Below are 25,363 nucleotides of genomic sequence, written 5' to 3'. Positions count from 1 at the left end.
ACCGAGAGATGCCCGTCAGGAGGATCCCATCGAGAACCCACGCATCCGGGCAGGGCCGCCGGATCGACGCCGAACTCAACCGATGACAGGTGCCGGCGACTACGCCCCCCGGTGTCTGAGCACACACTCGCAGCGCGACAGGCATGTCATGCCCACACCCTTGAAAGGCTGATACTCATGGCCGAAGCACCGTGCCGTCCTCCGTGCAACAGGAGGCCACCGGCTGTCAGGTCGAGGGCATCGGCCACATGGAGCATTGGCATCACGGCCATCCGGCCCTCGAAGATCTGCCAGAGATGGAGTCGTTGATCGGCCCATGCAACGGCGAGGACCGGGCCTGCTTCGGTGTGGGCGAGTGCGAGTGCGGTCGGGATGGAGTTTCGGCGTTCCACCGGCACGGGCATCGTGTCGCCGCTTGCGGAATCCCAGAGTCGTACGACTCCGTCCAGACCTCCGGAAATGACGAGCGTCACTCCGGTTTCGGGCAGGGAGAGGCAGGCGAGGGCGGTGATCGGGCTCTGGTGTGGTGTGCTGGTACGGGGGCCCGCGTACAGGTCGGCCAGGGACCAGTAGTGGATGCGCCCTTGGTCGTCTCCCACGACCACCGCACTGCCGTTGCCCGAGACAGCGGTTGCTCGGCCGCCTTCGGGGGCCAGGCGGAGGGCGTTGTGGTGGAGGGCCGGAAAGTCGGCGCTGACCGGTGCCATGGTGGACGGTGGAATCGGCACGGCGTGGATGGTGCCGTCGGCCTCCAGAGCCAGCACGCAGTCGGAGGCTACCAGGGCCAACTGTACGGGCCTGAGCCTGGGGTCGGTGGAGAGCCGCCGTACGACGGCTCCGGTGGTGGCGTCGTGCAGATGCATCCGGCCGAGGGGATCGCTGGTCACCGTCGGGACGCCCGGCGTGTCCGTCGCAGGAAGTAGCGTCATGGCACCGACGCGTCGGCCCGGCCGGGACCACTGGGCGGTCCAGGGATTGGTCTGCGCGAGGGGCCGCAGCAACTCGCACAGCCGGGCATCGGTGCCGAGCGCCGCCAGGTGCAGGAGAGCGGCCCTTCCGGTGTCGGCCAGCTCCCCGGAGGCCAGCTGCGGTGCGGCCCGGTCCCACACGGTGCGCAGCTTCTTGGGCACCGTGATGCGTGGATCCGCGAGGGTCGCCGTGATGGCGGTGGCCGACCCGTGGACGAGGAAACCCGGGTCCCTGAGCAGTTGGGGTACCGTGCCGGCGGCAAGCGCTTCGTCGAGTGCCTGTTCGCGGTCGCGGGCCGGTGCGGCACGCCAATCCACTGCAGGGGCGGCATTCGGCCCGGTGGTCTCGCCGGCCGTCAAGATCGGCGGCCGATCGGCCGGGGGCTCTCGGAGGACAGTGGTGCCGCCTCCCTGGTCGAGGGTGTCCACCCGGGGTCCGAGGTGCAGGACGAGGGCTGCGTCGGTACCGGGCAGTCGCAGCTGTCCGACCTCGATGGCGGCGCGCACGTGCGGCAGGGCGAGGAGAGGGGCCAGTAGTTCGTCGAAGACCGTGCACGGGTCTGCGGCAGGAAGGTCGGTGGGGCCCCGGCCGGACCGGTGCAGGTCCGGCACCAGGATTCGGACCGGGCGCGGGTCGGCAGCGAGACGGTCGATCACTCCTGCCGGGGACAGCGGGCCGTAGCCGAGTTGGCGGCCCAGCTCCCAGGCCAGTGCGAGGGCGGTCTGCCCCGCGGCGGGGAGAGTCGCATGGATGGTGGTGCGCGGGTCGCCGTCAGAACCCGCGAGGAGCCAGGCCAGCAAATGGCTCTTGCCGGTCTTCGGACCGCCGGTCAGCAGGCACAGGCGTGAGCAGGCGGCGTCCTGGCGCCAGGCCCAGTCGAGCAGGGCCGGTGCGTGGCGGGCGGCGGAACCGGTGACGGGCGGCCAGGCGCTGAGGGCGGGGACGGCGGTCACGGGCTCACATACCTTCGCCACGCTGCGCAGCGAGCAGTTGCCGGATGCCTTCGCGCCGGGAGGCAGCGCTCTCGCCGTACGGGAAGTTGTGGGTCAGCGTTGCGTCGGGGAACATCATCGCCAGCCACATCGAGCAGTAGTGACCGGGCATCGAACATGCTTCGAGTTCGGTGTGGATGCGGGTGACCTGCTCGGGTTGTACGCCCGCAGCGTCGAGGCTGCTCCACAGACGCTCCTCGGGGTGGAGACAGATCGCTCCCGAGGCCGTGAAGATCTCCTTCTTGCCCTCCTGGTCGACGATTTCGAAGGACGCGTAGCCTTCGACGCTCGCGGTGTCGCGGATGTCGTCGAGGACGAGCGGCCACCAGTTCTCCGGGCCGGCGAACGCTCGGGGGTCGGCCTGCCTGAGGCGTTCTTCGAGTGCGGAGAAGGCGGTCGAAGCCACCTCGGGGTCGTCGGTGGAACCAATGGTTTCGAGCAGCACGTCGAGTCCCAGCAGCGCGTCGGCGAGAGCTTCCGGAGAGGAGTTCACGAACTTGAGGGGCTCGTCGTAGCCGATCAGAAGGGCGTGCACTTCCCCGTCCGGGTTCGCCACCAGGTCGTAGGCGCGGTCGGAGCCGAGTCTCGCCCAGCTCGCGTGCTCGGCGTCCAGGGGCTGCTCGATGTCGTCGGCGTACTCGCGCAGCGAGACGGGCTCACCTTCGACCGTGTGGAAATACGGCCCCACCTGAAGAGGAAGGAGCAGTGCGGTGATGCGCGTCAGCGCTGCGGCATGGGGCCGGCCGAGGTCGGCCACCGCGCTGCTGAACCGCCTGACCCCGTCCTCGCCGAACCGATCGACGAGGGGGCTGCTGGGGCTGGTCACGGAACTCTCCTTGACGGGACGGAAGGGCTTGAGGAGCGTCGAACCACTACTGCAGCTTGGTCGACACGTATTGGAGGACGGTCGTCCAGGCGGATTCCGGGTTGCTGAACGCGGTGTCGTCGGCGGCCTCCATCCGCGCCCTCAACCGGTTCTCGGCCCCTTCCTCGAACGTGCCGTCACCGGTCTCGAAGTCGTAGTTGGGCCGCTCCACTTCGAGCAGGTAGAGGAAGTAGGCGAAGGCGTCGAGGCTGCGGTTGAGCAGGTAGGGGGCGCCCCCGTCGTCCGGCAGGCAGTAGACGGCCCCGGTCGAGGCATCCAGAACGATGTCGTCGTAGGAGAGGCCGCCCAGGTTGACCCAGTGCGAGGGGTCGAACGACAGGCCGGGGTGCTGCTCGGCGATCTCCTCGAAGCCGATCTCCAGCTCCCCGTCGCAGACCTCCTCACTCACCTCGAACCAGGCGGCCGGCTTGTCGGGAAGCCCGACGTGGCGCAGGAAGTCCTGGGTCGGCCCGTGGGAGATGTCCTGCGCGGCAGCCCCGTCCAGGGTGACAAGCACCTCCGGCGGGAACACCGACTCCAGTTGGGCCCGGTCGACGAGGTATGCCACGAATAATGCCAATCCATGCGGTTTTGCGGTTTCGGACACTGCACTGCGCACGGCGCAGCCTAGCGGAAATTCCCGCCAACTGCCAATAAGGCCAGGGATCTAATGGCTCTTGAAGGCATGGTGACTGGGCCGGGGATTGAGATTTCTCAGATGCTGCTCCATCTGCGCGTTGCCGCGCTTCTGCGATTCGTCGGTGAAGCCGTATTCGACGGTGTGGCTCACCCTCACGTGACCTGGCAGGTGGTCGCACATCCACGCGCTGCAGTTCGCCCTACTGGTACAGGGTTCCCGCTCCGTGTAGAGGGCGGTGATGCCCTTCGGGTTTCCGGCCTGCAGGAACGGGATGCCGAGGACGCGCTCGGAGTGCGTGGGGAAACGACTTCGCCCGACGAGAATGAATCCTCCGTCCTCGCTCTCCCTCCCATGCCGTACCGCAGCATAGTTGTTACTGCTGAAGCTGTACTCGTTTGAGTCCTTGTCCTTGTTGTAGTTGCCGTAGCTCCCGTCCTCGTGGCGCGCCAGTTGTGTCGCCCGCGACAACTCGTCGTGGTCGAAGTCGACCGGGTCCGAGTGCTTCTTCGGACGGCTGGCGCCCTTCGGGAGATCTTTGAGGTTGTAGGGGTTCTTCTTGCCCGTCGGCCGCTTGCCGACCTGGTCCTTGCCGTTCAGCTTCAGCGGCAGGCCCTTTCGCTCGTCGGGCGTCAGAGCCCTGGGGCCGCCGGGGGTGAGGCGCTCGATCACCCGGTCGTCGCGGATGCGGTAGACCGGCGTGGGGCCCATGCTGCTCCTTGCCGACTGCAGCGTGGACTTGGGCACGTGGATCGACTGGAGGTGCTTCAGGTGGGCTTCTTCGGCTTCGGCGACGTTCTTGGCCACCTTCTCGCTGCCGTGGGCGACCTGCTTGACCACGCCACCGACGGACTTTCCGACGTCTTCACCGATTGATTTGGTGAGCTTCGTGGCGGATTTCTTGATCCCCTTGGCGATGGAGTGGCTCACTCGAACGTCATCCCCTCGGTGGCTGTGACGAACCGCTGCGCGTGGCCGGCGATCTCATCCGCATGACCGTGCAATGTCTGGGCGTGTTTCATGAGCTCAGCCGGATGGATTCGATAACCCTCACCGCTCGGCGCGCCTCCGGGCACCCCGAGAGCTGCCTCCACCCCCTGGAACACCAGGCCGCTCAGGGCCCGTTCGACAACCGCTTCCAGCGGGCCGCACATCTGCTCCATCAGTTCGCCGATGATCTGGTCCTCCAACTGCTGGAGAAGCCCGTTCACCACCCGCTTGGTCGCTTCGATCAGCAGCGCCTCGGCGGCCTCGGCCGCTCCCAGCGTCGCGACAGCGGCGGCCTGGGCGGCGATGAACTCGGCCGCCATCACTCCCAACTCGGCGATGACCGCCAACTTCGCGGCCACGATGGCGTCCGCGGCCACGTCCAGCACGGTCGCGGCGACGTTGCACACCCGGACGATCTCGGCGATGTGCTCGGAGGACATGTCGGCCCACCGCTGTGCGAGCACCTCGTAGGAGGCGGCCTGGTAGGCATCCCCCATCTGCCGGATCGTCTCGGTGACGGCCACGTGGGTGCTGTCCATGTTCGAGGCGAACTCGCGTACGTGACCGGCGAACTCGCGGACCTCGTCCTCGTTGACCTGCGGCCAGTTGAGACCGATCAGATTCATCACCCAGACGAGCTCGTCCGGTAGCTCGATCGCCACACTCTCCCCCGGCCGTATTACATGATTGACAGACAACAGGGAGTAGTACGCATACCGGCAGTGCTTCGGTTCCGGGACGCGGCCGTGGAACTCGGACCGGGGGATCGGCACACCGTGCCCCGAACGGCGTGTGTCCCGACCACAGCCGCCGACAGGCGGGGTTCACCACTACGCAGGCACGCCGAAGGGGAGGCCGCGGTCCGCCTCACGTACTTCCTGGGCGAGGTCGTCCAGCGGGCCGTACGTACTCCGCGGCCGGTGCCGCCTCTCCGATCCGGTCGGACCGGAGAGGCGGCGTTCGTCGGACCGACCCGGCGGGTGGTCGTCGACCACGGCGCCGTCACCCTCGCAGTGGTGTGTCGGGGCGGTTCCCAGTGATTCCGTGTTTCCGGCCTGCGGTTATGCGGCGTTGCGGCGGGTGCCCGCGCTCAGTGCGGTGTAGAGCGCGAGGGACGAGGCGAAGCCGACGGCCCAGCCGTAGTCGGCGAGCGGCTTGAGGAAGGGGATCAGGCCGTCGGCGGGGAAGGGGCCGCCGTAGGAGCCGCCGACGGCGAGGAGGGCGCCGACGACGAGGGCGGTGACGGCCCGCCAGTTCCAGCCGCCGGCGTACCAGTAGGCGCCGTGCGGGCGGTAGAGGTCGGCGAGTTCGAGGGCGGTGCGGCGGACGATCCAGTAGTCGGCGATCAGGATGCCGGCCACCGTGCCGAGCATGCCGCCGACCACGCCGAGCCAGGTGAAGATGTAGATCTGCGGGTCGGAGATCAGCTTCCACGGGAAGATCACGATGCCGACCACGCCGGTGATGACCGCGCCCGTCCGGAAGTTCACCAGCTTCGGCAGCAGGTTGGACAGGTCGTAGGCCGGGGACACCACGTTGGCCGCGATGTTGACGGACAGGGTGGCGATCAGCACGGTCAGCAGGGCGAAGAGGATGCCGACGGTGGAGTCCATCTTCGCGGCGAGTGCGATCGGGTCCCAGATCGGCTCGCCGTAGACGGCCTGGGAGCCGGAGGTCACCAGGACGGACAGCAGCGCGAAGAGGGTCATGGTGGTGGGCAGGCCGAGCGCCTGGCCGCGGATCTGGGCCTTCTGCGAGCCGCCGAAGCGGGTGAAGTCGGGGATGTTCAGCGAGAGCGTCGACCAGAAGCCGATCATGCCCATCAGGGCGGGGAAGAAGACCTTCCAGAAGTCGCCGTCCCAGCCGAGCTCGGAGGGCTGGTCGAGCAGCGGGCCGAAGCCGCCGGCCTCCACCGAGATCCAGATCAGCAGGGCGAGTGCGCCGACGATGACGAACGGCGCCGCCCAGTTCTCGAACCGCCGCAGGGTCTCCATGCCGCGGACGATGATCGCCATCTCGATCGCCCAGAAGATCAGGAACGACAGCCACTGCGTCCACGGGTAGCCGCCGAGGTGGGAGGCGTTCTGCCAGCCGGAGCCGAGCAGCTTGCCGGCGAGCAGGAAGATGCCCTCGCCGCCGATCCAGGTCTGGATGCCGAACCAGGCGCAGGCCACCGCCGCGCGGATCATGGCCGGCAGGTTGGCGCCGCGCAGGCCGAACGAGGCCCGGGCGAACACCGGGAAGGGGATGCCGTACTTGGTGCCGGCGTGCCCGGTGAGCAGCATCGGGACGAGCACGATCAGGTTGGCCAGCGCGATGGTGAGGACGGCCTGCTTCCAGTCCATGCCGAGTGCGACGAGGCCGGAGGCGAGCGTCCAGGACGGGATGTTGTGGGCCATGCCGACCCAGAGGGCCAGGAAGTTGTAGGTGGTCCAGCGGCGTTTCGCGATGGGGACGGGTCTCAGGTCGTCGTTGGCGAAGCGGGGGTCGGAGAGGTCGGTGCCGGGGGCGAGTTCGATCCGGCCGTCGGGCTGCACGGACTGGGTTGCGGACACGGGCTACCACCTTGTGCGGGGGGACGGCTCGGCGGCCGCCGTGGGGGGCGGCCGCCGGGGAAGGTGATGGTGCGTCGGTGCGGGTGGTCGGTGCGGGTGCGCGGGGGGAGCGCGGGTGCTTCGGGCGAGCGCCGGGGTCAGGAGAGGGCCGGGATCACGCTCTTGCCGTAGGCGTCGATGGTGGGCTCGATCGCGTCGTGCATCGCGTACACGGCGAACTGGTCGACGCCCAGCGCGCGGAGCTCCTCCAGCTTGGCGAGCTGCCGCTCGGGGGTGCCGATCAGGCAGAACCGGTCGACGATCTCGTCGGGGACGAAGGCGGTGTCCGGGTTCCCGGCCCGGCCGTGGTGGCTGTAGTCGTAGCCGTGCCGGTCCTTGATGTACGCGGTGAGCTCCTCCGGGACCATCGCGGAGTGCTCCCCGTACCGGGAGACCAGGTCGGCGACGTGGTTGCCGACCATGCCGCCGAACCAGCGGCACTGCTCGCGGGCGTGCGCCAGCGCCTCCGGCGAGTCGTCGGCGGTCACGTACGCGGGGGCGGCCACGCAGATGGTGACGGAGGCCGGGTCGCGGCCGGCCTCCGCGGCGGAGTCGCGGACGGCCTTGACCATCCACTCGGTCAGGTAGGGGTCGGCGAGCTGCAGGATGAAGCCGTCGGCGACCTGTCCGGTGAGGTGCAGCGCCTTGGGCCCGTACGCGCCCATCCAGACCGGCAGCCGGGAGCCCTCCTTGACCCACGGGATGTGGATCTCGGTGCCGTCGACCTCGACGGTGCGGCCCTCGGCGAGGTCGCGGATCGCGTTGATCGCCTCGCCGAGCATGCCGAGCCCGGCCGGGCGGCGGCCGGCCACCCGCTGCGCCGAGTCGCCGCGGCCGATGCCGCACACGGTGCGGTTGCCGTACATGTCGTTGAGGGTGGCGAACAGCGAGGCGGTGACCTCCCAGGTGCGGGTGGCGGGGTTGGTCACCATCGGGCCGACGATCATCCGCTCGGTCTCGGCGAGGATCCGGCTGTAGATGACGAAGGGCTCCTGCCAGAGCACGACGGAGTCGAAGGTCCACCCGTGGGTGAAGCCGGCCGCCTCGGCGCGCTTCATCCGGTCGATGAGCAGGCGGGCGGGCGGGTCGGTCTGCAGGACGAGTCCGATGTCCACGGGGCTCCTAGCGGTCGAGGTACTGGCAGGTGGCGCGCGGCTGGTAGCGGCCGTGGCCGGCGCGTCCGAGGTAGTTGTCCCCGTCGATGACGACGGTGCCGCGGGAGAGCACGGTGCGGACCTTGCCGGTGATCCGCCTGCCCTCGTACGCCGAGTAGTCGACGTTCATGTGGTGGGTCTCGGCGGAGATCGTCTGCTCCGCGTTCGGGTCGTAGACCACGACGTCGGCGTCGGCGCCGGGGGCGATGGTGCCCTTCTTCGGGTAGAGGCCGAACATCCGGGCCGGGGTGGCGCAGGCGATCTCGATCCAGCGCCGGCGGGTGAGGTGCCCGTCGACGACGGCCTGGTGCAGCAGGTCCATCCGGTTCTCGACGCCGGGCAGGCCGTTGGGGATCTTGGAGAAGTCGCCGCGGCCGAGTTCCTTCTGCCCGACGAAGCAGAACGGGCAGTGGTCGGTGGAGACCACCTGCAGGTCGTTGGTGCGCAGGCCCTTCCACAGCTCGGCCTGGTGCTCCCTGGGCCGCAGCGGGGTCGAGCAGACGTACTTGGCGCCCTCGAAGCCGGGCTCGGCGAGGTTGTCGGTGGAGAGGAAGAGGTACTGCGGGCAGGTCTCGCCGAAGACCGGCAGGCCGGCGTCCCGGGCGCCGGCGATCTCGGCGACCGCGGAGGCGGCGGAGACGTGCACCACGTACAGCGGCGAGCCGGCGACCTGGGCGAGCTTGATCGCCCGGTGGGTGGCCTCGGCCTCCAGCAGCTCGCGGCGGACCTCGCCGTGGTAGCGCGGGTCGGTCTTCCCCGCGGCGAGGGCCTGCTCGACCAGGACGTCGATCGCGATGCCGTTCTCGGCGTGCATCATGATCAGGCCGCCGTTGTCGGCGCCGCGCTGCATGGCCCGCAGGATCCTGCCGTCGTCGCTGTAGAAGACGCCCGGGTAGGCCATGAACAGCTTGAAGGAGGTGACGCCCTCCCCCACCAGCAGGTCCATCTCCTTGAGGCTGGCGTCGTTGACGTCGGCGAGGATCATGTGGAAGCCGTAGTCGATCGCGCAGTTGCCCTCGGCCTTGGCGTGCCAGGCGTCCAGGCCCTCGCGGAGCGAGGCGCCGACCGACTGGACGGCGAAGTCGACGATCGTCGTGGTGCCGCCCCAGGCCGCGGCGCGGGTGCCGGTCTCGAAGGTGTCGGAGGCGAAGGTGCCGCCGAACGGCAGCTCCATGTGGGTGTGGGCGTCGACGCCGCCGGGGATCACGTACATCCCGGTGGCGTCGATCACCCGGTCGGCCGTCCACTCGGCGGCGCTGCTGCCGGCCGCGGCGAGGGCGACGATCCGCTCGTCCTCGATCAGCACGTCGGCGTTCAGTTCCTCGGCGGCGGTGACCACCAGGCCGCCGCGGATCACGGTGCGGGTCACGGGCGCTCCTCTCAGGCCTGGGTGAGCGGGCCGTAGGCGTCCGGGCGGCGGTCGCGGTAGAAGGCCCACTGCTGGCGGACCTCCTCGATGGCGCCGAGGTCGAGGTCGCGGACGACCAGCTCCTCGTCCTTGTCGGAGGCCACGTCGCCGACGAACCGGCCGCGCGGGTCGACGAAGTAGCTGGTGCCGTAGAAGTCGTTGTCGCCGTACTCCTCGACGCCGACCCGGTTGATCGCGGCGATGTAGTACTCGTTGGCGACGGCCGCGGCGGGCTGCTCCAGCTTCCACAGGTACTGGGAGAGGCTGCGGCTGGTGGCCGACGGGTTGTAGACGATCTCGGCGCCGGCCATGCCCAGCGCGCGCCAGCCCTCCGGGAAGTGCCGGTCGTAGCAGATGTACACCCCGACCTTGCCGACCGCGGTGTCGAACACCGGCCAGCCGAGGTTTCCCGGCTTGAAGTAGTACTTCTCCCAGAATCCCTTCACCTGCGGGATGTGGTGCTTGCGGTACTTGCCGAGGTAGCTGCCGTCGGCGTCGATGACGGCGGCGGTGTTGTAGTAGAACCCCTGCTGCTCGACCTCGTAGACCGGCACGACGATCACCATCCGCAGGTCCCGGGCCAGGTCCTGCATGCGCCGGACGGTCGGCCCGTCCGGGACGGGCTCCGCCCAGGAGTAGTGCTCCGGCTCCTGCACCTGGCAGAAGTACGGGGCGTTGAAGACCTCCTGGAATCCGATGATCTGGGCGCCCTGCGCCGCCGCCTCGCGCGCCGCCTTTTCGTGGGCGGCGACCATCGTTTCCTTGTCCCCCGTCCAGGCGGTCTGGAACAGCGCTGCCCTGACGACTCGGCTCATCTCAACTCCTCGCAGAAGTCGGTGTAGACCGTTGACATTATGAGTTTCACACCCCGAGGTGCAGTACCACGCTGTAACGCTCTCCCGTGTTGTGCGTTCCGCGGCGAAACCATGATCGGATGTAAATCGGATCCGGATGACGAATGGCGCCCGGCGGGGTTACACCGGAGTTTCCGATGGGGATGATGGATGAATTCGCCCGCTTCCGGCGCGGCCCCGCAGCGCGGCCGGGCGGGGGTCGGGCGGGGTCGGGCGGGGGTCGAACGGCGGCCGGGCGGCGGCCGGGCGGGGAAGGGCTTTGCCCGGGATGATCCGGAGCAGGCAAGATAGGCCGGTGACCCTCCTGGACCTGATGCCGAAGCCCGCCACCCCCGACGCCCTGTTCGAGACCTTCGCCGAGTGGGCGTCCGACCGCGGCATCACGCTGTACCCCGCCCAGGAGGAGGCGCTGATCGAGCTGGTCTCCGGGAACAACGTGATCCTGGCGACCCCGACCGGCTCCGGCAAGAGCCTGGTCGCCGCCGGCGCGCACTTCGCCGCGCTCGCCGAGGGCAAGCGGACCTTCTACACCGCACCCATCAAGGCCCTGGTCTCGGAGAAGTTCTTCGACCTCTGCAAGATCTTCGGCACCGAACAGGTCGGCATGATGACCGGCGACGCGAGCGTCAATCCGACCGCGCCGATCATCTGCTGCACCGCCGAGGTGCTCGCGCAGATCGCGCTGCACGACGGGGACCGGGCCGACATCGGCCAGGTCGTCATGGACGAGTTCCACTTCTACGCCGAGCCGGACCGCGGCTGGGCCTGGCAGATCCCGCTGCTGGAGCTGCCGCAGGTGCAGTTCCTGCTGATGTCCGCCACCCTCGGCGACGTCCGCCGCTTCGAGGAGGACCTCACCCGGCGCACCGGTCGCCCGACCGTGGCCGTCCGCTCGGCGACCCGCCCGGTGCCGCTCTTCTACGAGTACCGGCGCACCACCCTGCACGACACCCTGGAGGAGCTGCTCACCACCGGGCAGGCGCCGGTGTACGTCGTGCACTTCACCCAGAAGGAGGCGGTGGAGCGGGCGCAGTCGCTGATGAGCATCAACATGTGCACCAAGGCGGAGAAGGACGCCATCGCCGCCCTCATCGGCAACTTCCGCTTCACCACCAAGTTCGGCCGCAACCTCTCGCGCTACGTCCGCCACGGCATCGGCGTGCACCACGCCGGCATGCTGCCCAAGTACCGCCGGCTGGTCGAGCGGCTCGCCCAGGCCGGCCTGCTCAAGGTCATCTGCGGCACCGACACCCTCGGCGTCGGCGTCAACGTGCCGATCCGCACCGTGCTCTTCACCGCGCTCTCCAAGTACGACGGGCAGCGGGTGCGGGTGCTGCGGGCCCGCGAGTTCCACCAGATCGCCGGCCGGGCCGGCCGGGCCGGCTTCGACACCGTCGGCCAGGTGGTCGCGCAGGCCCCCGAGCACGTGGTCGAGAACGACAAGGCGCTCGCCAAGGCCGGCGACGACCCGAAGAAGCGCCGCAAGGTCGTCCGCAAGAAGGCCCCCGAGGGCTTCGTCGGCTGGTCGGAGGAGACCTTCGAACGCCTCATCGCCGCCGACCCGGAGCCGCTGGTCAGCCGGTTCAAGGTCAGCCACGCCATGCTGCTCTCGGTCATCGGCCGGCCCGGCGACGCCTTCGCCGCCATGCGCAAGCTCCTCACCGACAACCACGAGGACCGCGCCGCGCAGCGCCGCCACATCCGCTCGGCGATCGCGATCTACCGCTCGCTGCTGGAGGGCGGCGTCGTCGAGCAGTTCGACGAGCCGGACGCCGAGGGCCGCCGCGTCCGTCTCACCCTGGACCTCCAGGAGAACTTCGCGCTCAACCAGCCGCTGTCCACCTTCGCGCTGGCCGCCTTCGACCTCCTCGACCAGGAGTCCCCCTCGTACGCGATGGACGTCGTCTCCGTGGTCGAGGCGACGCTGGACGACCCGCGGCAGATCCTCGCCTCCCAGGAGAACAGGGCGCGCGGCGAGGCCGTCGGCGAGATGAAGCGCGACGGCATCGAGTACGAGGAGCGGATGGCCCGGCTCCAGGAGATCACCTACCCGAAGCCGCTCGAGGAGCTCCTCGGCCACGCGTACGAGGTGTACCGGCGGGCGCACCCGTGGATCGGCGACCACCCGCTGGCGCCCAAGTCCGTCGTCCGCGACCTGTACGAGCGGGCGATGACCTTCACCGACTACGTGGGCTTCTACGAGCTCGCCCGGACGGAGGGCATCGTCCTGCGGTACCTGGCCGGCGCCTACAAGGCGCTGGAGCAGACCGTCCCCGACGACATCAAGACCGACGACCTCAAGGACGTCATCGCCTGGCTGGGCGAGCTCGTCCGGCAGGTCGACTCCTCGCTGCTCGACGAGTGGGAGCAGCTCGCCAACCCGACCGAGCCGGAGGCCGCCGAGGTCCGGCTCGACGAGAAGCCGGCGCCCGTCACCGCGAACGAGCGGGCGTTCCGGGTGCTGGTGCGCAACGAGATGTTCCGCCGGGTGGAGCTCGCGGCGCTCGAGCACTACGACGAGCTGGGCGAACTCGACGGCGAGTACGGCTGGGACGGCGACCGCTGGGCCGACGCGATGGACGGGTACTGGGAGGAGTACGACGACCTCGGGACGGGGCCGGACGCCCGCGGGCCGAAGATGCTGATGATCGAGCAGGTCGAGGACGAGGGCCTCTGGCGGGTCCGGCAGATCTTCGACGACCCGGCGGGCGACCGCGACTGGGGCATCTCCGCCGAGGTCGACCTCTTCGGCTCCGACGAGGAGGGCCGCGCCGTCCTCCGCGTCACCGCCGTCGACCGCCTCGGCGGCTGACGGCCCTCCCGGGGGAGCACCTCGGGGCAGGCAAGCCAGGGGCGCGTGGGGGCACCTCCCGGCCGAAGGCTGGGGGAGAACTGCGCGGTCCGGGAGTGGTGCGCTGGACGAATCGGGGCTGCCCTGGTTCCGTGCAGTTCGCCGCATCCGGGTTGCGCAGTTCCCCGCGCCCCTTTCGGCTTTCCCGTACCTGCACAGTCGGCCCTACCAGGATTGCGCAGTTCCCCGCGCCCCTGGGTGGCTCCCCTTCGCCCCCGGAGGGGGTTCTCCTACATCCAGAGGAAGGGGGCGCGGACGGTGTAGGAGAGGGCGCGGGTGGCCCTGTCCAGGGTCTGGTCGCCGGGGGCGAGGGTGGTGCGCTGGTCGGTGTAGCGGGAGACGGTGACGGTCAGGTAGTGGCCGACCGGCTCGACCCGGGCGACGCCGGCGGGCTTGGGCGGGGGTGTGGTCGCGGTGGGCGACGGGGGCGTCGCCCCGGCCGGGGCGCTCGCGGCGCCGGACACGACGGCCGCCGGGCTGCCCGTCGCGGTCGGCGAGGGCGTCGGGGACGGCGCCGCGGACTCGGCGGTGAGGAAGGCGAGGGCGGCCGGGTCGGCGAGCGCCTGACGGGCCTTCTGCGCGCTCTGTTCATCGGCGAAGCGCAGGACGGTCACGCTGCTGACGACCTGCTGGTCGGCGTTGGTGTAGCCGACGGAGACGTACGCCTGGCAGCCGGAGTCCTTCAGCGGGTTCTTCTCGCGGTCGAGCAGGACCTCGGTGCAGTCGGTGCCTTCGCGGGCGGCCGTGCGGTGGGCCTGGACGCCGTTCTGGTCGACGGTGCGCTGGCCGGGGAAGTAGTGGTCGGCGGTGAAGCTCTGGGCTTCCGTCAGCGGCTGCTCGGAGGCGAGGCCTGGGGCCGGCTGGTACTTCTTGGACTGGCCGCTGGTGCTGCCGAGGCCGGGTACGAGGTCACCGGGGTTGGGGCGGCTGACCACCCAGCCGACGGCGACCGCCGCGACGGCGAGGGCGCACCACAGGGCGGTGCGGCGGCGGCCCCGTCCGCGTCGGCGCGGTTCGGCGGTCGTCCCGCCGTCGTGTCCGGCCGCGGTCTGGTCGGGCTCCCCCTGCGTGGTCATGCGGGAGATTCTAAGCAGGTGATCGGTCCGGCCCGGAGGGAGGGCCCTGCCGCAGGGGCGCTGCGCGCACGAAGGGGGCGTACGTGACCTGCGCCACTACCGTCTGCGGCGGCACTGTGACAACTCGCACACCGCCGAGCGGATCTTCTGGCGGGTTCCCTCTGGCGGAAGGCGACGCGGCACGGGCAGGATCGAGCGCATGGATCTGCTCGACACCCTCACCGCCAAGGGCCTGCGCCGGGAACTGCCCACCCGGGAGGAGGCGCTGGCCGTCCTCGCCACCACGGACGACGAACTCCTGGACGTCGTCGCGGCCGCCGGCAAGGTCCGCCGCCAGTGGTTCGGCCGGCGGGTCAAGCTCAACTACCTGGTGAACCTGAAGAGCGGCCTCTGCCCGGAGGACTGTTCGTACTGTTCGCAGCGGCTCGGTTCGAAGGCCGAGATCCTCAAGTACACCTGGCTGAAGCCGGAGCAGGCGGCCGAGGCGGCCGCCGCGGGCCTCGCGGGCGGCGCGAAGCGGGTCTGCCTGGTCGCCAGCGGCCGCGGCCCGACGGACCGTGACATCGACCGGGTGGCCGACACCATCGCCGCCATCAAGGACGCCGACGCGCAGGTCGAGGTGTGCGCCTGCCTGGGCCTGCTCTCCGACAACCAGGCGGAGCGGCTGAAGGCGGCCGGCGCGGACGCGTACAACCACAACCTCAACACCTCCGAGGCGACGTACGGCGACATCACCACCACCCACACCTACGCGGACCGGGTGGACACCGTGCAGAAGGCGCACGGTGCGGGCCTGTCGGCCTGTTCGGGTCTGATCGCGGGCATGGGCGAGAGCGACGAGGACCTGGTCGACGTGGTGTTCGCGCTGCGCGACCTCGGCTCGGACTCGGTGCCGGTCAACTTCCTGATCCCGTTCGAGGGCACGCCGCTGGCGCAGGAGTGGAACCTCAGCCCGCAGCGCTGCCTGCGCATCCTGGCGATGGTCCGCTTCGTCTGCCCGGACGTCGAGGTGCGGATCGCCGGCGGCCGCGAGGTGCACCTGCGCTCGCTGCAGCCGCTGGGCCTGGAGATCGCCAACTCGATCTTCCTGGGCGACTACCTGACGAGTGAGGGCCAGGCCGGTCAGGCCGACCTCGACATGATCAAGGACGCCGGCTTCACCGTCGAGGGCGCGGGCGAGCGCACCCTGCCCCGGCACCGCGCGGACGCGGTCGCGGGCGGCTGCGGCGGCGGCGCCGCCCCGGCCTGCGGCACCGAGGCGCACGCGTGCGGCACCGGCGGCTGCGGCCCGTGCGGCGGGCACGCCGAGCCGGCCGCGACCGGGGACCCGGCGGAGGCCGAGGCCGGGGCGAAGGCCCTGATCGAGGCGGAGTCCTCGGACGAGGCCCGGACCGACCTGGTGCGGGTGCGCCGCCGCGGCGCGGGCACCGAGCTGGCCCCGAACGCCTGATGGCCGACGTCCAGCACCTGCTCGGCCTCGACCGGGCGCACGTCTGGCACCCGTACGGGCCCATGCCCGGCACCGTCACCCCGTACGTGGTGGAGTCCGCGTCCGGGGTGCGGCTGCGGCTCGCCCGGCCGGCGGGCGGTCACCGGGAACTGATCGACGGCATGTCCTCCTGGTGGGCGGCGATCCACGGCTACCGGCACCCGGTGCTGGACGAGGCGGTGCGCGAGCAGCTCGGCCGGATGAGCCACGTGATGTTCGGCGGGCTCACCCACGAGCCCGCCGTCCGGCTGGCGGCGACGCTGGTCGACATCACGCCGGAGCCGCTGCGGCACGTCTTCCTCGCCGACTCCGGCTCGGTCGCGGTCGAGGTGGCGTTGAAGATGTGCCTGCAGTACTGGCAGTCGGTCGGCCGCCCGGCCAAGCGCCGGGTGCTGACCTGGCGCGGCGGCTACCACGGTGACACCTTCCACCCGATGTCGGTCTGCGACCCGGACGGCGGGATGCACCACCTGTGGGGCGGCGTGCTGCCCCGTCAGCTGTTCGTCCCGGAGCCGCCGGCCGGCTTCGACGCGCCGCTCGACGAGGCGTACGCGGGCGTGCTCGCCGACCTGGTCGCGCAGCACGCGGACGAGCTGGCCGCGATCATCGTGGAGCCGGTGGTGCAGGGTGCGGGCGGGATGCGCTTCCACTCCCCCGGCTACCTGCGGCTGCTGCGCGAGCTGTGCGACGAGCACGGCGTGCTGCTGGTCTTCGACGAGATCGCCACCGGCTTCGGCCGCAGCGGGGCGCTGTTCGCCGCGGACCACGCCGGGGTGTCGCCGGACGTGATGTGCCTGGGCAAGGCGCTCACCGGCGGCTACCTGACGATGGCCGCGACGCTGTGCACCGCGGAGGTCGCCGACGGCATCAGCCGCGGCGAGGTGCCGGTGCTGGCGCACGGTCCGACGTTCATGGGCAACCCGCTGGCCGCGGCCGTCGCCAACGCCTCGATCGGGCTGCTGCTCGGCCAGGACTGGCAGCCGGAGGTCAAGCGGATCGAGGCCGGGCTGTCCGCCGGGCTCGCGCCGCTCGCGGACGCCCCGGGCGTGCTGGACGTGCGGGTGCAGGGCGCGATCGGCGTCGTCCAGCTGGACCACCCCGTCGACATGGCGGCGGCCACCGAGGCGGCCGCGCGCGAGGGCGTGTGGCTGCGGCCCTTCCGCGACCTGGTCTACACGATGCCGCCCTACGTGACGGACGATCAGGACCTCGCGCGGATCGCCGCCGGTGTCGCGGCCGCGGCGGTGGCCGGATGAGCGTGCTGTTCGTGACCGGCACCGGAACGGAGGTCGGCAAGACCGTCGTCACGGCGGCGGTGGCCGCCCTCGCCCGGGGGCCGGTGGCCGTGCTGAAGCCCGGTCAGACCGGGGTCGCCCCCGCGGAGGCCGGGGACGTGGCCGAGGTGGTCCGGCTCACCGGGCGCGGCCTCACCGTCCGCGAGCTGGCCCGCTACCCCGAGCCGCTCGCCCCCGACACCGCGGCCCGGCGGGCCGGCCTGCCCGCCGTCCACCCGCAGCAGGTCGCGGAGGCCGTCGCCGAACTGGCTGAGGACCACGCACTGGTACTGGTGGAGGGTGCGGGCGGGCTGCTCGTCCGCTACGACGAGGACGGGCACACCCTCGCCGACATGGCGCTCGCGGCGGCCGGGCTCGGCCTGGAGCCGTCCGTACTGGTGGTGGCGACGGCCGGGCTGGGCACCCTCAACACGACGGCGCTGACCGCGGAGGCCCTGGCGGCCCGCGGGCTGCGGCTGCACGGTGTGGTGATCGGCGCGTGGCCGGACGAGCCGGACCTGGCGATGCGCTGCAACCTCGCCGACCTGCCGGTGGCCTCGGGCGCTCCGCTGCTCGGGGCGCTGCCCGCCGGGTGTGCCGCGGTGGGCGGCGGGCCGTTCGTGTCGGCGGCCCGCGCCGCGCTGGCCCCGGCGCTCGGCGGCAGCTGGGACGCGGACGCCTTCACCGCCGCGCACGCGGTGCCCGCACCGGGCCGGTAGTGGCGCGTGCCGGTGCGGGCGGGCTCCCGGTGGGGGCCCGCCCGCACCGGCGTGCGGTCACGGGGTGGCGGTCACGGGGACTCGGTCACTGGGCGAGCGTCTTGCCCGTCTCCAGCAGCGACTTGAGGTCGCTGAGCACCCAGCTCCAGCCGCCGCCCCCGCCCATCTGCTCGTCGTCGTGGGCGCCGCTGACCAGCGCGGCGAGCTGCGGGGCGCCGGCCAGCTCGTGGGTGACGGTGAGCCGGGTGGAGCCGTCCTTCTCCGCCAGCTCGTAGGTGACCCGGGTGAAGCCCTCGGCGGCCAGCTGCGGGTCCATGGCCATCCGCCAGGTCAGCACCAGCTTGCGCGGCGGGTCGGCCTCGACCACCTCGCCGTCGACGACGGTCTCGGGGACGGGGAAGCCCATCGCCTTGGCCCCCTCGACCATGGCCGGGCCGGGCAGGGTGCGGTAGGGCGCACCGGGGGTGAGGTCGTAGTCGGTGAGGCCTCCGTAGCCGTAGCGGTCGGTCCACTCGGGCTTGGTGATGGCGTCCCAGACCTTCTCGGGGGCGGCCTTGATGTAGACGCGGTAGACCTGGGTGGTCGCCGCGCTGTCGGTCCCGCTCATGGATCCTTCTCCAACTCTGCCTTGAGCTCGGTCAAAGCGGTCACGTGGCGTTCGGTGTACTTGTCGATCCAGCGATCGTGGATCAGCCGGATCGGCACGGGGTTGAGGAAATGGAGCTTCTCGCGGCCCGACTTCCGGGACACCACGAGGCCGGCGTCCTCCAGCACGCGCAGGTGCTTCATGACGCCGAACCGCGACATCTCCAGCTCCGACTCCAGCTCGGTGAGCGTCCGCCCGTCGCGGGCGAAGAGCAGGTCGAGCAGGAACCGGCGGGTCGGGTCGGCCAGCGCCTTGAACACCAGGTCGTCGTCGGACACGCCTCCAGAATAGGTGACCATTTGGTCACATGTCCATCGGGACGCACCCGCTTCCGTGCCGCTGCGTCGACGCGGTCAGGCGACGCCGCAGAGCCGGAGCACGGCGGTCGTCCCGGCCGCCGCCACGACGACCAGTGGGAAGGGCGCCCGGCACAGCACCAGGGCGCCGGCGACCAGCACCCCGGCCGGCCGGGCCCAGCCGGCGAAGCCCTGGCCCTGGGTGAGGGCCGCGGTCGCCACCAGGGCGATCAGCAGAACGGCGGCGGCGGTGGAGAGCAGCCGCTCCAGGGCCCCGGAGAGGTGCAGCCGGTCGCGGAGCACCGGGCCGGCGAGGCGGAAGCCGTAGGTGCCGGCGGCGAGCAGCAGGACGGCGAAGAGCGGCATCAGCGGGCCTCCCCCACCGGTTCGGGACGGGATCCGGACAGGGGCCCGGACTCGGGCTCCGGGTCGGCTTCGAGCTCGGCTCCGGGCGTGCGGGCCGGGGTGCGGCGCAGCGCGGCCCGGGCGGCCGGGACGAGCGCGACCAGCGCCAGCAGGACGGGCAGGCCGGCCGGCAGGAAGGGCGTGGCGGCGACCGCAGCCACGGCGCCGGCCAGGGCCGGGTTGCGGACGGACCGGTCGGCGAGCGAGGGCAGCACCAGGGCCAGCAGGACGGCGGGGAAGGCCGCGTCCAGCCCGAGCGCGTCGGTGTCGCCGATGGCGCCGCCGGCCATCGCGCCGAGCAGGACGGCGATGTTCCAGACCGCGAACAGGGCGACGCCGCAGATCCAGAAGGCGGCGCGGCGGGCCTTCGGGTCGCGCTGCAGCAGGGTGAACGCCGCGGACTCGTCGGTGAGCATCTGGGCGCCGAGCAGCTTGGCCCGCCATCCGCCGCCGAGCACGTCGGCGACGGCGAAGCCGAAGGGCAGCAGCCGGGCGTTGAGGACGAGGCCGGTGACCACCGCGGCGATCGGGCCGCCGCCGGCCAGCACGACGCCGACCGCGGCGAACTGCGAGCCGCCGGCGAAGACCAGCAGGGACATGGCGACCGGCACCCAGGCCGGCAGCCCGCCGGAGACGGCGATCGCGCCGAAGGAGGCGCCGACGAGGGCGTCGGCGAGACAGACCAGGGCGATGTCGCGGAGCGTGCCGCGATCGAGTGTTCGCATTGCCGAACGCATGTCCATTAGAATGAACAGCAACCTCGGCGTTCGTCAAGCCGAACGGACAGCAGTCTGGAGCGAACACGTGGACCCTGTGGACAGCGTCCCTGCGGACGGCGCGGCGGCACCGGGCGGACACCGGTCCTCCCTCGACCTGATCGCCCTGATCTCCGCCTCGATCCGCCGCGAACGGGAGCGGGCCGGGCTCTCCATGGCGGAGCTCGCCCGCCGGGCGGGCATCGCCAAGTCGACGCTCTCGCAGCTGGAGGCGGGCGCCGGCAATCCGAGCGTGGAGACCCTGTGGGCGCTCGGTGCCGCCCTCGACGTGCCGTTCAGCCGCCTGGTCGACCCGCCGCGGCCGCAGGTCCGCATCGTCCGGGCCGGCGAGGGCCCGGTCACCTGGTCCGAGCGGGCCGACTACGCGGCCACCCTGCTCGCGTCCTGCCCGCCGAACGCGCGCCGGGACATCTACCGGATCGACGCACAGCCGGGCGGCGTCCGCCGCTCCGACCCGCACCTGCCCGGCTCGGTGGAGCACGTGGTGATCGGCACCGGCCGGGCCCTGGTCGGCCCGGCCGCGGCCCCGGTCGAGCTCGGCCCGGGCGACTACATCGCCTACCCGGGCGACGCGCCGCACGTCTTCGAGGCGCTGGAGCCGGACACCACGGCGACGCTCACCATGGAGCACGTCTGACCGGACGGCCGGCCGCCCCGCCCCCGGGCCTCAGCCCGCCAGCGGGCGCACCCAGCGGCGCCACTGCTCCTCGCGCCGGTAGCCGGCGCCGGCCCAGGCCGCCTGGCCGAGGGCGTTGTGCTCCAGCACCATGGCGTCGGCGCGGCGGCCGCCCAGCTCGGCGAACCTCGCCTCGGCCGCCGCGATCAGCGCGCCGCCGACCCCGCGGCGGCGCAGCTCCGGGTCGACCGCCAGCCGGTAGAGGTGGCAGCGCCAGCCGTCGAAGCCGGCGATCACCGTGCCCGCGAGCATCCCGTCCAGCTCGGCGACCAGCAGGGCCTGCGGGTCCCGTTCGATCAGCCGGGCGACCCCGGCCTCGTCGTCGGTGATGCTGGCCCCCTCGGCGGCCCGGGCCCAGAAGGCGAGCAGGGCGGGGATCTCGTCGGGGCGCGCGGCACGGATCGCGATGTCGGTCATGCGCCCTGTCTAACAGCCGCGCTCCGGCCCGACGCAACATTCCACAGGGTGGGACGGGGCGGGCTGACCTCGCGTCACCCGTCCCGTAGGCTCGGGCCACCCCCGCCTGTGCGACACCCCGCGAGGAGCACCGTGCCGACCGCACCCATCGCAGCCCCTGCCCCCGGCCCCGCCCGGTCCGCCGTGACCGGTTCCGATCCGGCCGGCTCCGATCCGGCCTGCGGCGCGGCGGCGGAGTTCGTCCGCTCGCAGACCGCGCTCGGCGCGGTCCCGTTCGTCCCCGAGGTCCGGCTGCACCTGGCCGAGGAGGCGATCGGGCTGTGGGAGCGCACCGAGTCCGCGAAGGGCGAGGTCGGACTGCCGCCGCCGTTCTGGGGGTTCGCCTGGGCCGGTGGCCAGGCCGTGGCCCGCTACGTGCTCGACCACCCGGAGACGGTCGCGGGCCGGGCCGTGCTGGACCTCGCCGCCGGCTCCGGACTGGTCGGCATCGCCTGCGCCCTGCGCGGCGCCGCCTCCGTCACCGCCGCCGAGATCGACGCGTACGCGGTCGCCGCGACCGGCCTCAACGCCGCGGCGAACGGCGTGCGGATCGACGCGCGCTGCGCCGACCTGCTGCCGGGCGACGGCTCGCCCGCCGAGGTGGTGCTGGCCGGCGACGTCTTCTACGAGCGGGCCATGGCCCACCGGGTACTGCCGTTCCTCCGGCGCGCCCGTGCCCGCGGCGCCCTGGTGCTGGTCGGCGACCCGGGCCGGGCGTACCTGCCGCGCGAGCACTTCACCGAGGTCGCCTCGTACCGGGTGCCGGTGGTGGCCGATCTCGAGGACGCCCCGGAGAAGACCTCGGTGGTGTGGCGCCTCGACGGCTGAGCCGACCCGGGCCCGCGTCGGCGGGCGGCCGCACCGGAGCGTCACCGCCTTCGTACCGTTTCCATACCGAATACGTGATGAGCTGCGGAAACGCTCGCGACCCGGAGGGGGCCCGAGTACCATCCCGGCTGACGCCCCGGGGTGCGCGCGCCGTTGTGCCGTGCTGCCCGCGGCGGACTCTCGCGGGGCAACGGAGGTCACCGCGCACTCGGCACCGCGCGCCAGAGCTGTCGCGCGAACGCGGGAAGGGCGGCGACGTGGCGGATCGGCTCACCGGAGGGGACTCCTCGCTGCTGCGTCGGATCAACGCGGCGGTCACCCTGCGGGCGCTGCGCGACGGACGGACCGTCACCCTGACGCAGCTCGTCGGCGACACCGGGCTCTCCCGGCCGACCGTCGAGGGCGTCATCGAGGGCCTGATGGAGTCCGGCCTGGTCGCCGAGGTCGAGCATGGCCTGGACGGCGGCGGGCGCCGCGGCCGGCCCGCCCGCTGGTTCCGGTTCCGCGCCGAGGCCGGGCACGCGCTCGGCATCGAGGTCGGCGTGCACGACGTCCGGGTGGTGCTGGCCGACCTCAGCGGCGAGATCCTCGCCGGTCACTCCAAGCCCGTCGACGAGGCCGTCGACGCCGAGGAGCGGCTCGGCGTCATGCGGACGACCGTCGCCGAGGTGCTGCGCAAGACCGGCGTCCTGCGGGACAGCCTGTGGGCCGTCGCCGTCGGCACCCCGGGCATCGTGGACGGCGAGGGCACCGTCCGGCTCAGCACCGCCGTGCCCGGCTGGACCGGCCTCGACCTCGGCGCCCGGCTGCGCCGCTCGTTCCGCTGCCCGGTCGTCATCGAGAACGACGCCAACCTCGCCGCGATCGCCGAGCACTGGAAGGGCGCCGCGGTCGGCAAGGGCGACGTCGTCTTCGTCATGGCCGGCCTCAGCCCCGGTGCCGGCTCGCTGATCAACGGGCGGCTGCACCGTGGGTACGGCGGCGCGGCCGGCGAGATCGGCGCCCTGCACCTGCTCGGCCAGGAGGCCACCCCGGAACGGCTGCTCTCCACCACCGGCAAGCCGCTCGACCCGCTGGACGAGGCGGCGGTCGCCCGGGTGCTGCGGCTGGCCCGGGAGGGCGACGCGGTCGCCCGGGACGCCATGGACCGCTTCCTGGGCCGGCTGGTGCACGACGTGGCGGCGCTCGTCCTCGCCCTGGACCCGCAACTGGTGGTGGTCGGCGGCTGGGCGGCCGGGCTGGACGGCGTCCTGGAGCCGCTGCGCGAGCGGCTCGGACGGTTCACCCTGCGGGCGCCGGAGGTGGCGCTGGCAGCGCTCGGCAGCGAGGTCGTGGCGACCGGGGCGCTGCGGGTGGCGCTCGACCACGTGGAGGAGCAGCTGTTCGCGGTCGACCCGCCGGTGGCCGGCCCGCGCTGACCCGGTGCACCGTCCACGAAAGCGGACCGTGGGCCCGTCCGGTGTCGGACGGGCTCACGGTCCGCTTTCGGGCGGGTGTCAGGCGGAGCGGACCGCCTCGACCGGGGTGACCTCGACGGCGCCGGTCTCGCCGAAGGTGAGCTTGCAGGTGTCGGCACGGTAAGTGCAGACGGCGCGGGCGATGTGCCGGCCGGCGGACGCGTACACGGTGGTGACCACCAGCACCGGGGTGCCCGGCGGGCGTTCCAGCAGGGCGGCCTGCTCGGCCTCGGCGACGCCCAGCTCGACCGTGCGGGACTCGCCGTCCACCCCGCAGCGCTCCAGCTGGCGGAGCACCGAACGGGCGCGCTCGCCCTCGGCCGTCGAGCCGACCAGCTGCGGCAGCGCGGGCAGGTGCGGCACCGCGGAGTCGGGGACGTGCAGCGACTCGGTCGCCATCACCCGGCCCTGGACGAGGCGCACCCGGCGCACGGTGTGCACCGTCTCGCCGGGCAGGACGCCGAGCTCGGCGGCCAGCCGGGCCGGGGCGGGGGCGCTGGTGCAGTCGACGATCCGCCAGGACTGGTTGCGCGAGGCGCTGGGCCAGCCCTCCTCGCTGCTGCTCACCGGGACGCCGACCCGCGGGGCGGCGATCACGGTGCCGATGCCGCGGCGGCGGACCAGCCGGCCCTCCAGCTCCAGCTGGTCGAGCGCCTGGCGCAGCGTCGCCCGGGCCACGCCGAAGCGGGCGGCGAGCTCGCGCTCGTTGGGCAGCACCTGACCGGCGGAGAACTCCGAGTCGATGGTGCGCACCAGGACGGTGCGCAGGTGCCAGTACTTCGGCTCGGGAGCCGCCGCGAGCTGTCCTTGCGCCACCGTGTCCTCCGCCCTGAAGGTGTGGGGCCGCCCGGTCCTTCCCCGGTTTCGGCAGGTGGGGAGGGTGGGCTTTATCCGTCCTTCTTTATTAAAGGTCTTTGCAGTAAGCAGACCCTAGGGGGTGGCGGACGAGATGGTCAAGACCAATGACCGGGCTTGACCGGAACACGGCCACTCGCCGACCGTTCGTGATCTGCGCCACGACGGAGCCGGACCGCTTCGGCGAACGGCCGGGGCGGCCGGTACCCTCCCGGGGTGATCGTGGTTTCGACAGTCAACGTCAACGGCATCCGGGCGGCCGCCAAGAAGGGCCTCACCGAGTGGCTCGCCGGCACCAAGGCCGACGTCGTCTGCCTGCAGGAGGTCCGCGCCGAGGCCGACCAGCTGCCGTCCGAGATCAAGGACATGGAGGGCTGGCACGCGGTCTGGGCGCCGGCCGCCGCCAAGGGCCGGGCCGGCGTGGCGGTGCTCTCCCGCCGGGCGCCGGAGCGCACCGCGATCGGCTTCGGCTCCACCGAGTTCGACAGCTCCGGCCGGTACGCCGAGATCGACCTGCCGGGCCTCACGGTCGCAAGCCTCTACCTGCCCTCCGGCGAGGTCGGCACCGAGCGCCAGGACGAGAAGGAACGCTTCATGGCGGAGTTCCTCGTCCACCTCGACAGCCTGAAGCGGCGGGCCGCCGAGGAGGGGCGCGAGGTGCTGGTCTGCGGCGACTGGAACATCGCCCACCGCGAGGACGACCTCAAGAACTGGCGGGCCAACCGGAAGAACGCCGGCTTCCTGCCCGAGGAGCGGGCCTGGATGACCCGGCTCCTCGACGACGTCGGCTACGTGGACGTCGTCCGCGACCTCCACCCCGACCAGGCCGGACCCTACACCTGGTGGTCGTACCGCGGCCGCGCCTTCGACAACGACTCCGGCTGGCGCATCGACTACCTGATGGCCAGCCCCGGCCTCGCCGCCACCTGCGCCGACGCCTACGTCGAGCGGGCCGCCTCGCACGCCGAGCGCTGGTCCGACCACGCCCCCGTCACGGCGGTCTTCGATTTCGGCCGAGTCCTCTAGCGCCGGAGGAAGACGGAGCGCCCGTCCCGCGTCCGTCAGCCGCCCGTGAGGAGGCGCTCGCGCTCGGCCG

The 25,363-nt window shown here is 72.0% G+C and carries 24 protein-coding genes; 8 read left to right on the top strand and 16 right to left on the bottom strand.

What is annotated here, in order from left to right; translation table 11 throughout:
- Positions 1 to 146 precede the first annotated feature (146 nt).
- The 9 genes from AB0442_RS10165 to AB0442_RS10125 form a co-directional block, all read right to left on the bottom strand.
- Complete coding sequence (locus AB0442_RS10165; RefSeq protein WP_366161938.1) at positions 147 to 1,922, bottom strand: hypothetical protein; 1,776 nt, start codon at positions 1,920 to 1,922, stop codon at positions 147 to 149.
- A 4-nt stretch (positions 1,923 to 1,926) separates the two neighbouring features.
- Complete coding sequence (locus tag AB0442_RS10160) at positions 1,927 to 2,787, bottom strand: nucleic acid/nucleotide deaminase domain-containing protein (RefSeq protein ID WP_366161937.1); 861 nt, start codon at positions 2,785 to 2,787, stop codon at positions 1,927 to 1,929.
- Positions 2,788 to 2,833: 46 nt separating this feature from the next.
- A complete protein-coding gene (locus tag AB0442_RS10155) occupies positions 2,834 to 3,394 on the bottom strand; it encodes an SUKH-4 family immunity protein (RefSeq protein ID WP_366161935.1) in 561 nt (186 codons plus the stop codon).
- 99 nt (positions 3,395 to 3,493) lie between these two features.
- Entirely contained in the window at positions 3,494 to 4,393 is a 900-nt protein-coding gene (locus AB0442_RS10150; protein WP_366161933.1) for a nucleic acid/nucleotide deaminase domain-containing protein, read from the bottom strand.
- Positions 4,390 to 5,115, bottom strand: a complete 726-nt coding sequence (locus AB0442_RS10145; RefSeq protein ID WP_366161931.1) for a hypothetical protein — start codon at positions 5,113 to 5,115, stop codon at positions 4,390 to 4,392. The genes AB0442_RS10150 and AB0442_RS10145 overlap by 4 nt, the downstream gene beginning before the upstream one ends.
- Before the next feature lie 399 nt (positions 5,116 to 5,514).
- Positions 5,515 to 7,008, bottom strand: a complete 1,494-nt coding sequence (locus tag AB0442_RS10140) for an NCS1 family nucleobase:cation symporter-1 (protein WP_366161929.1) — start codon at positions 7,006 to 7,008, stop codon at positions 5,515 to 5,517.
- Positions 7,009 to 7,145: 137 nt separating this feature from the next.
- Positions 7,146 to 8,162 (bottom strand): TIGR03842 family LLM class F420-dependent oxidoreductase, encoded by a 1,017-nt coding sequence (locus AB0442_RS10135; RefSeq protein WP_344626519.1) that lies wholly within the window; start codon positions 8,160 to 8,162, stop codon positions 7,146 to 7,148.
- A 7-nt stretch (positions 8,163 to 8,169) separates the two neighbouring features.
- Positions 8,170 to 9,570, bottom strand: a complete 1,401-nt coding sequence (hydA, locus tag AB0442_RS10130) for a dihydropyrimidinase (protein WP_366161928.1) — start codon at positions 9,568 to 9,570, stop codon at positions 8,170 to 8,172.
- Positions 9,571 to 9,581: 11 nt separating this feature from the next.
- Positions 9,582 to 10,424, bottom strand: a complete 843-nt coding sequence (locus AB0442_RS10125) for a nitrilase-related carbon-nitrogen hydrolase (protein ID WP_363538906.1) — start codon at positions 10,422 to 10,424, stop codon at positions 9,582 to 9,584.
- Positions 10,425 to 10,758: 334 nt separating this feature from the next.
- Here AB0442_RS10125 and AB0442_RS10120 point away from each other — a divergent pair, with 334 nt between their 5' ends.
- The gene (locus tag AB0442_RS10120; protein WP_366161927.1) at positions 10,759 to 13,275 is read left to right on the top strand and encodes a DUF3516 domain-containing protein; all 2,517 of its coding nucleotides are present in this window, start codon (positions 10,759 to 10,761) and stop codon (positions 13,273 to 13,275) included.
- Between the two features lie 269 nt (positions 13,276 to 13,544).
- On the opposite strand, the gene AB0442_RS10115 is transcribed toward AB0442_RS10120, so the two are convergent.
- A complete protein-coding gene (locus AB0442_RS10115) occupies positions 13,545 to 14,390 on the bottom strand; it encodes a hypothetical protein (RefSeq protein ID WP_366161926.1) in 846 nt (281 codons plus the stop codon).
- A 199-nt stretch (positions 14,391 to 14,589) separates the two neighbouring features.
- On the opposite strand from AB0442_RS10115, the gene bioB reads away from it, so the two are divergent.
- From bioB to bioD, 3 genes are read left to right on the top strand one after another with little or no spacing between them, the layout of a single operon-like run.
- Complete coding sequence (bioB, locus tag AB0442_RS10110) at positions 14,590 to 15,840, top strand: biotin synthase BioB (protein ID WP_366161925.1); 1,251 nt, start codon at positions 14,590 to 14,592, stop codon at positions 15,838 to 15,840.
- On the top strand, positions 15,840 to 17,135 hold the full coding sequence (locus AB0442_RS10105) for an adenosylmethionine--8-amino-7-oxononanoate transaminase (protein WP_366161924.1): 1,296 nt from the start codon (positions 15,840 to 15,842) through the stop codon (positions 17,133 to 17,135). Before bioB ends, AB0442_RS10105 begins: the two co-directional genes overlap by 1 nt.
- Positions 17,132 to 17,872 carry a dethiobiotin synthase gene (gene bioD, locus AB0442_RS10100; RefSeq protein ID WP_344626512.1) on the top strand — a complete coding sequence of 247 codons (741 nt, stop codon included), beginning with the start codon at positions 17,132 to 17,134 and terminating at the stop codon, positions 17,870 to 17,872. The genes AB0442_RS10105 and bioD overlap by 4 nt, the downstream gene beginning before the upstream one ends.
- Positions 17,873 to 17,957: 85 nt before the next feature.
- Here the strand turns inward: bioD and AB0442_RS10095 are convergent, their stop codons facing one another.
- From AB0442_RS10095 to AB0442_RS10080, 4 genes are all read right to left on the bottom strand, one after another.
- On the bottom strand, positions 17,958 to 18,479 hold the full coding sequence (locus AB0442_RS10095; RefSeq protein WP_366161923.1) for an SRPBCC family protein: 522 nt from the start codon (positions 18,477 to 18,479) through the stop codon (positions 17,958 to 17,960).
- Positions 18,476 to 18,796 (bottom strand): metalloregulator ArsR/SmtB family transcription factor, encoded by a 321-nt coding sequence (locus AB0442_RS10090; RefSeq protein WP_344626510.1) that lies wholly within the window; start codon positions 18,794 to 18,796, stop codon positions 18,476 to 18,478. Before AB0442_RS10090 ends, AB0442_RS10095 begins: the two co-directional genes overlap by 4 nt.
- A 75-nt stretch (positions 18,797 to 18,871) precedes the next feature.
- A complete protein-coding gene (locus tag AB0442_RS10085) occupies positions 18,872 to 19,180 on the bottom strand; it encodes an AzlD domain-containing protein (protein WP_366161922.1) in 309 nt (102 codons plus the stop codon).
- The gene (locus tag AB0442_RS10080) at positions 19,180 to 19,956 is read right to left on the bottom strand and encodes an AzlC family ABC transporter permease (RefSeq protein ID WP_366161921.1); all 777 of its coding nucleotides are present in this window, start codon (positions 19,954 to 19,956) and stop codon (positions 19,180 to 19,182) included. Before AB0442_RS10080 ends, AB0442_RS10085 begins: the two co-directional genes overlap by 1 nt.
- 193 nt (positions 19,957 to 20,149) lie before the next feature.
- Between AB0442_RS10080 and AB0442_RS10075 the strand changes: the two genes are divergently transcribed.
- Positions 20,150 to 20,632, top strand: coding sequence for an XRE family transcriptional regulator (locus AB0442_RS10075; protein ID WP_366161967.1), 483 nt, complete (start codon positions 20,150 to 20,152; stop codon positions 20,630 to 20,632).
- A gap of 30 nt (positions 20,633 to 20,662) precedes the next feature.
- Here AB0442_RS10075 and AB0442_RS10070 read toward each other — a convergent pair whose 3' ends face one another.
- Entirely contained in the window at positions 20,663 to 21,088 is a 426-nt protein-coding gene (locus AB0442_RS10070; RefSeq protein ID WP_366161920.1) for a GNAT family N-acetyltransferase, read from the bottom strand.
- A gap of 132 nt (positions 21,089 to 21,220) precedes the next feature.
- On the opposite strand from AB0442_RS10070, the gene AB0442_RS10065 reads away from it, so the two are divergent.
- Together AB0442_RS10065 and AB0442_RS10060 are read left to right on the top strand one after the other, a co-directional pair.
- Entirely contained in the window at positions 21,221 to 21,955 is a 735-nt protein-coding gene (locus tag AB0442_RS10065; RefSeq protein ID WP_366161919.1) for a methyltransferase, read from the top strand.
- A 257-nt stretch (positions 21,956 to 22,212) separates the two neighbouring features.
- Positions 22,213 to 23,373, top strand: coding sequence for an ROK family protein (locus tag AB0442_RS10060; RefSeq protein WP_366161918.1), 1,161 nt, complete (start codon positions 22,213 to 22,215; stop codon positions 23,371 to 23,373).
- Between the two features lie 78 nt (positions 23,374 to 23,451).
- Here AB0442_RS10060 and AB0442_RS10055 read toward each other — a convergent pair whose 3' ends face one another.
- Positions 23,452 to 24,228, bottom strand: coding sequence for a GntR family transcriptional regulator (locus tag AB0442_RS10055; protein ID WP_363538884.1), 777 nt, complete (start codon positions 24,226 to 24,228; stop codon positions 23,452 to 23,454).
- Between the two features lie 255 nt (positions 24,229 to 24,483).
- On the opposite strand from AB0442_RS10055, the gene AB0442_RS10050 reads away from it, so the two are divergent.
- Positions 24,484 to 25,293: an exodeoxyribonuclease III gene (locus tag AB0442_RS10050; RefSeq protein ID WP_366161917.1), complete on the top strand. Its 810-nt coding sequence runs from the start codon at positions 24,484 to 24,486 to the stop codon at positions 25,291 to 25,293.
- The last annotated feature ends 70 nt before the right edge of the window (positions 25,294 to 25,363 follow it).

The organism is Kitasatospora sp. NPDC085895 (assembly GCF_040702125.1).
GTDB lineage: Bacteria > Actinomycetota > Actinomycetes > Streptomycetales > Streptomycetaceae > Kitasatospora > Kitasatospora arboriphila.
Note: the sequence above shows the minus strand (reverse complement) of the source record. Positions and strands in the feature narration are given on the sequence as shown.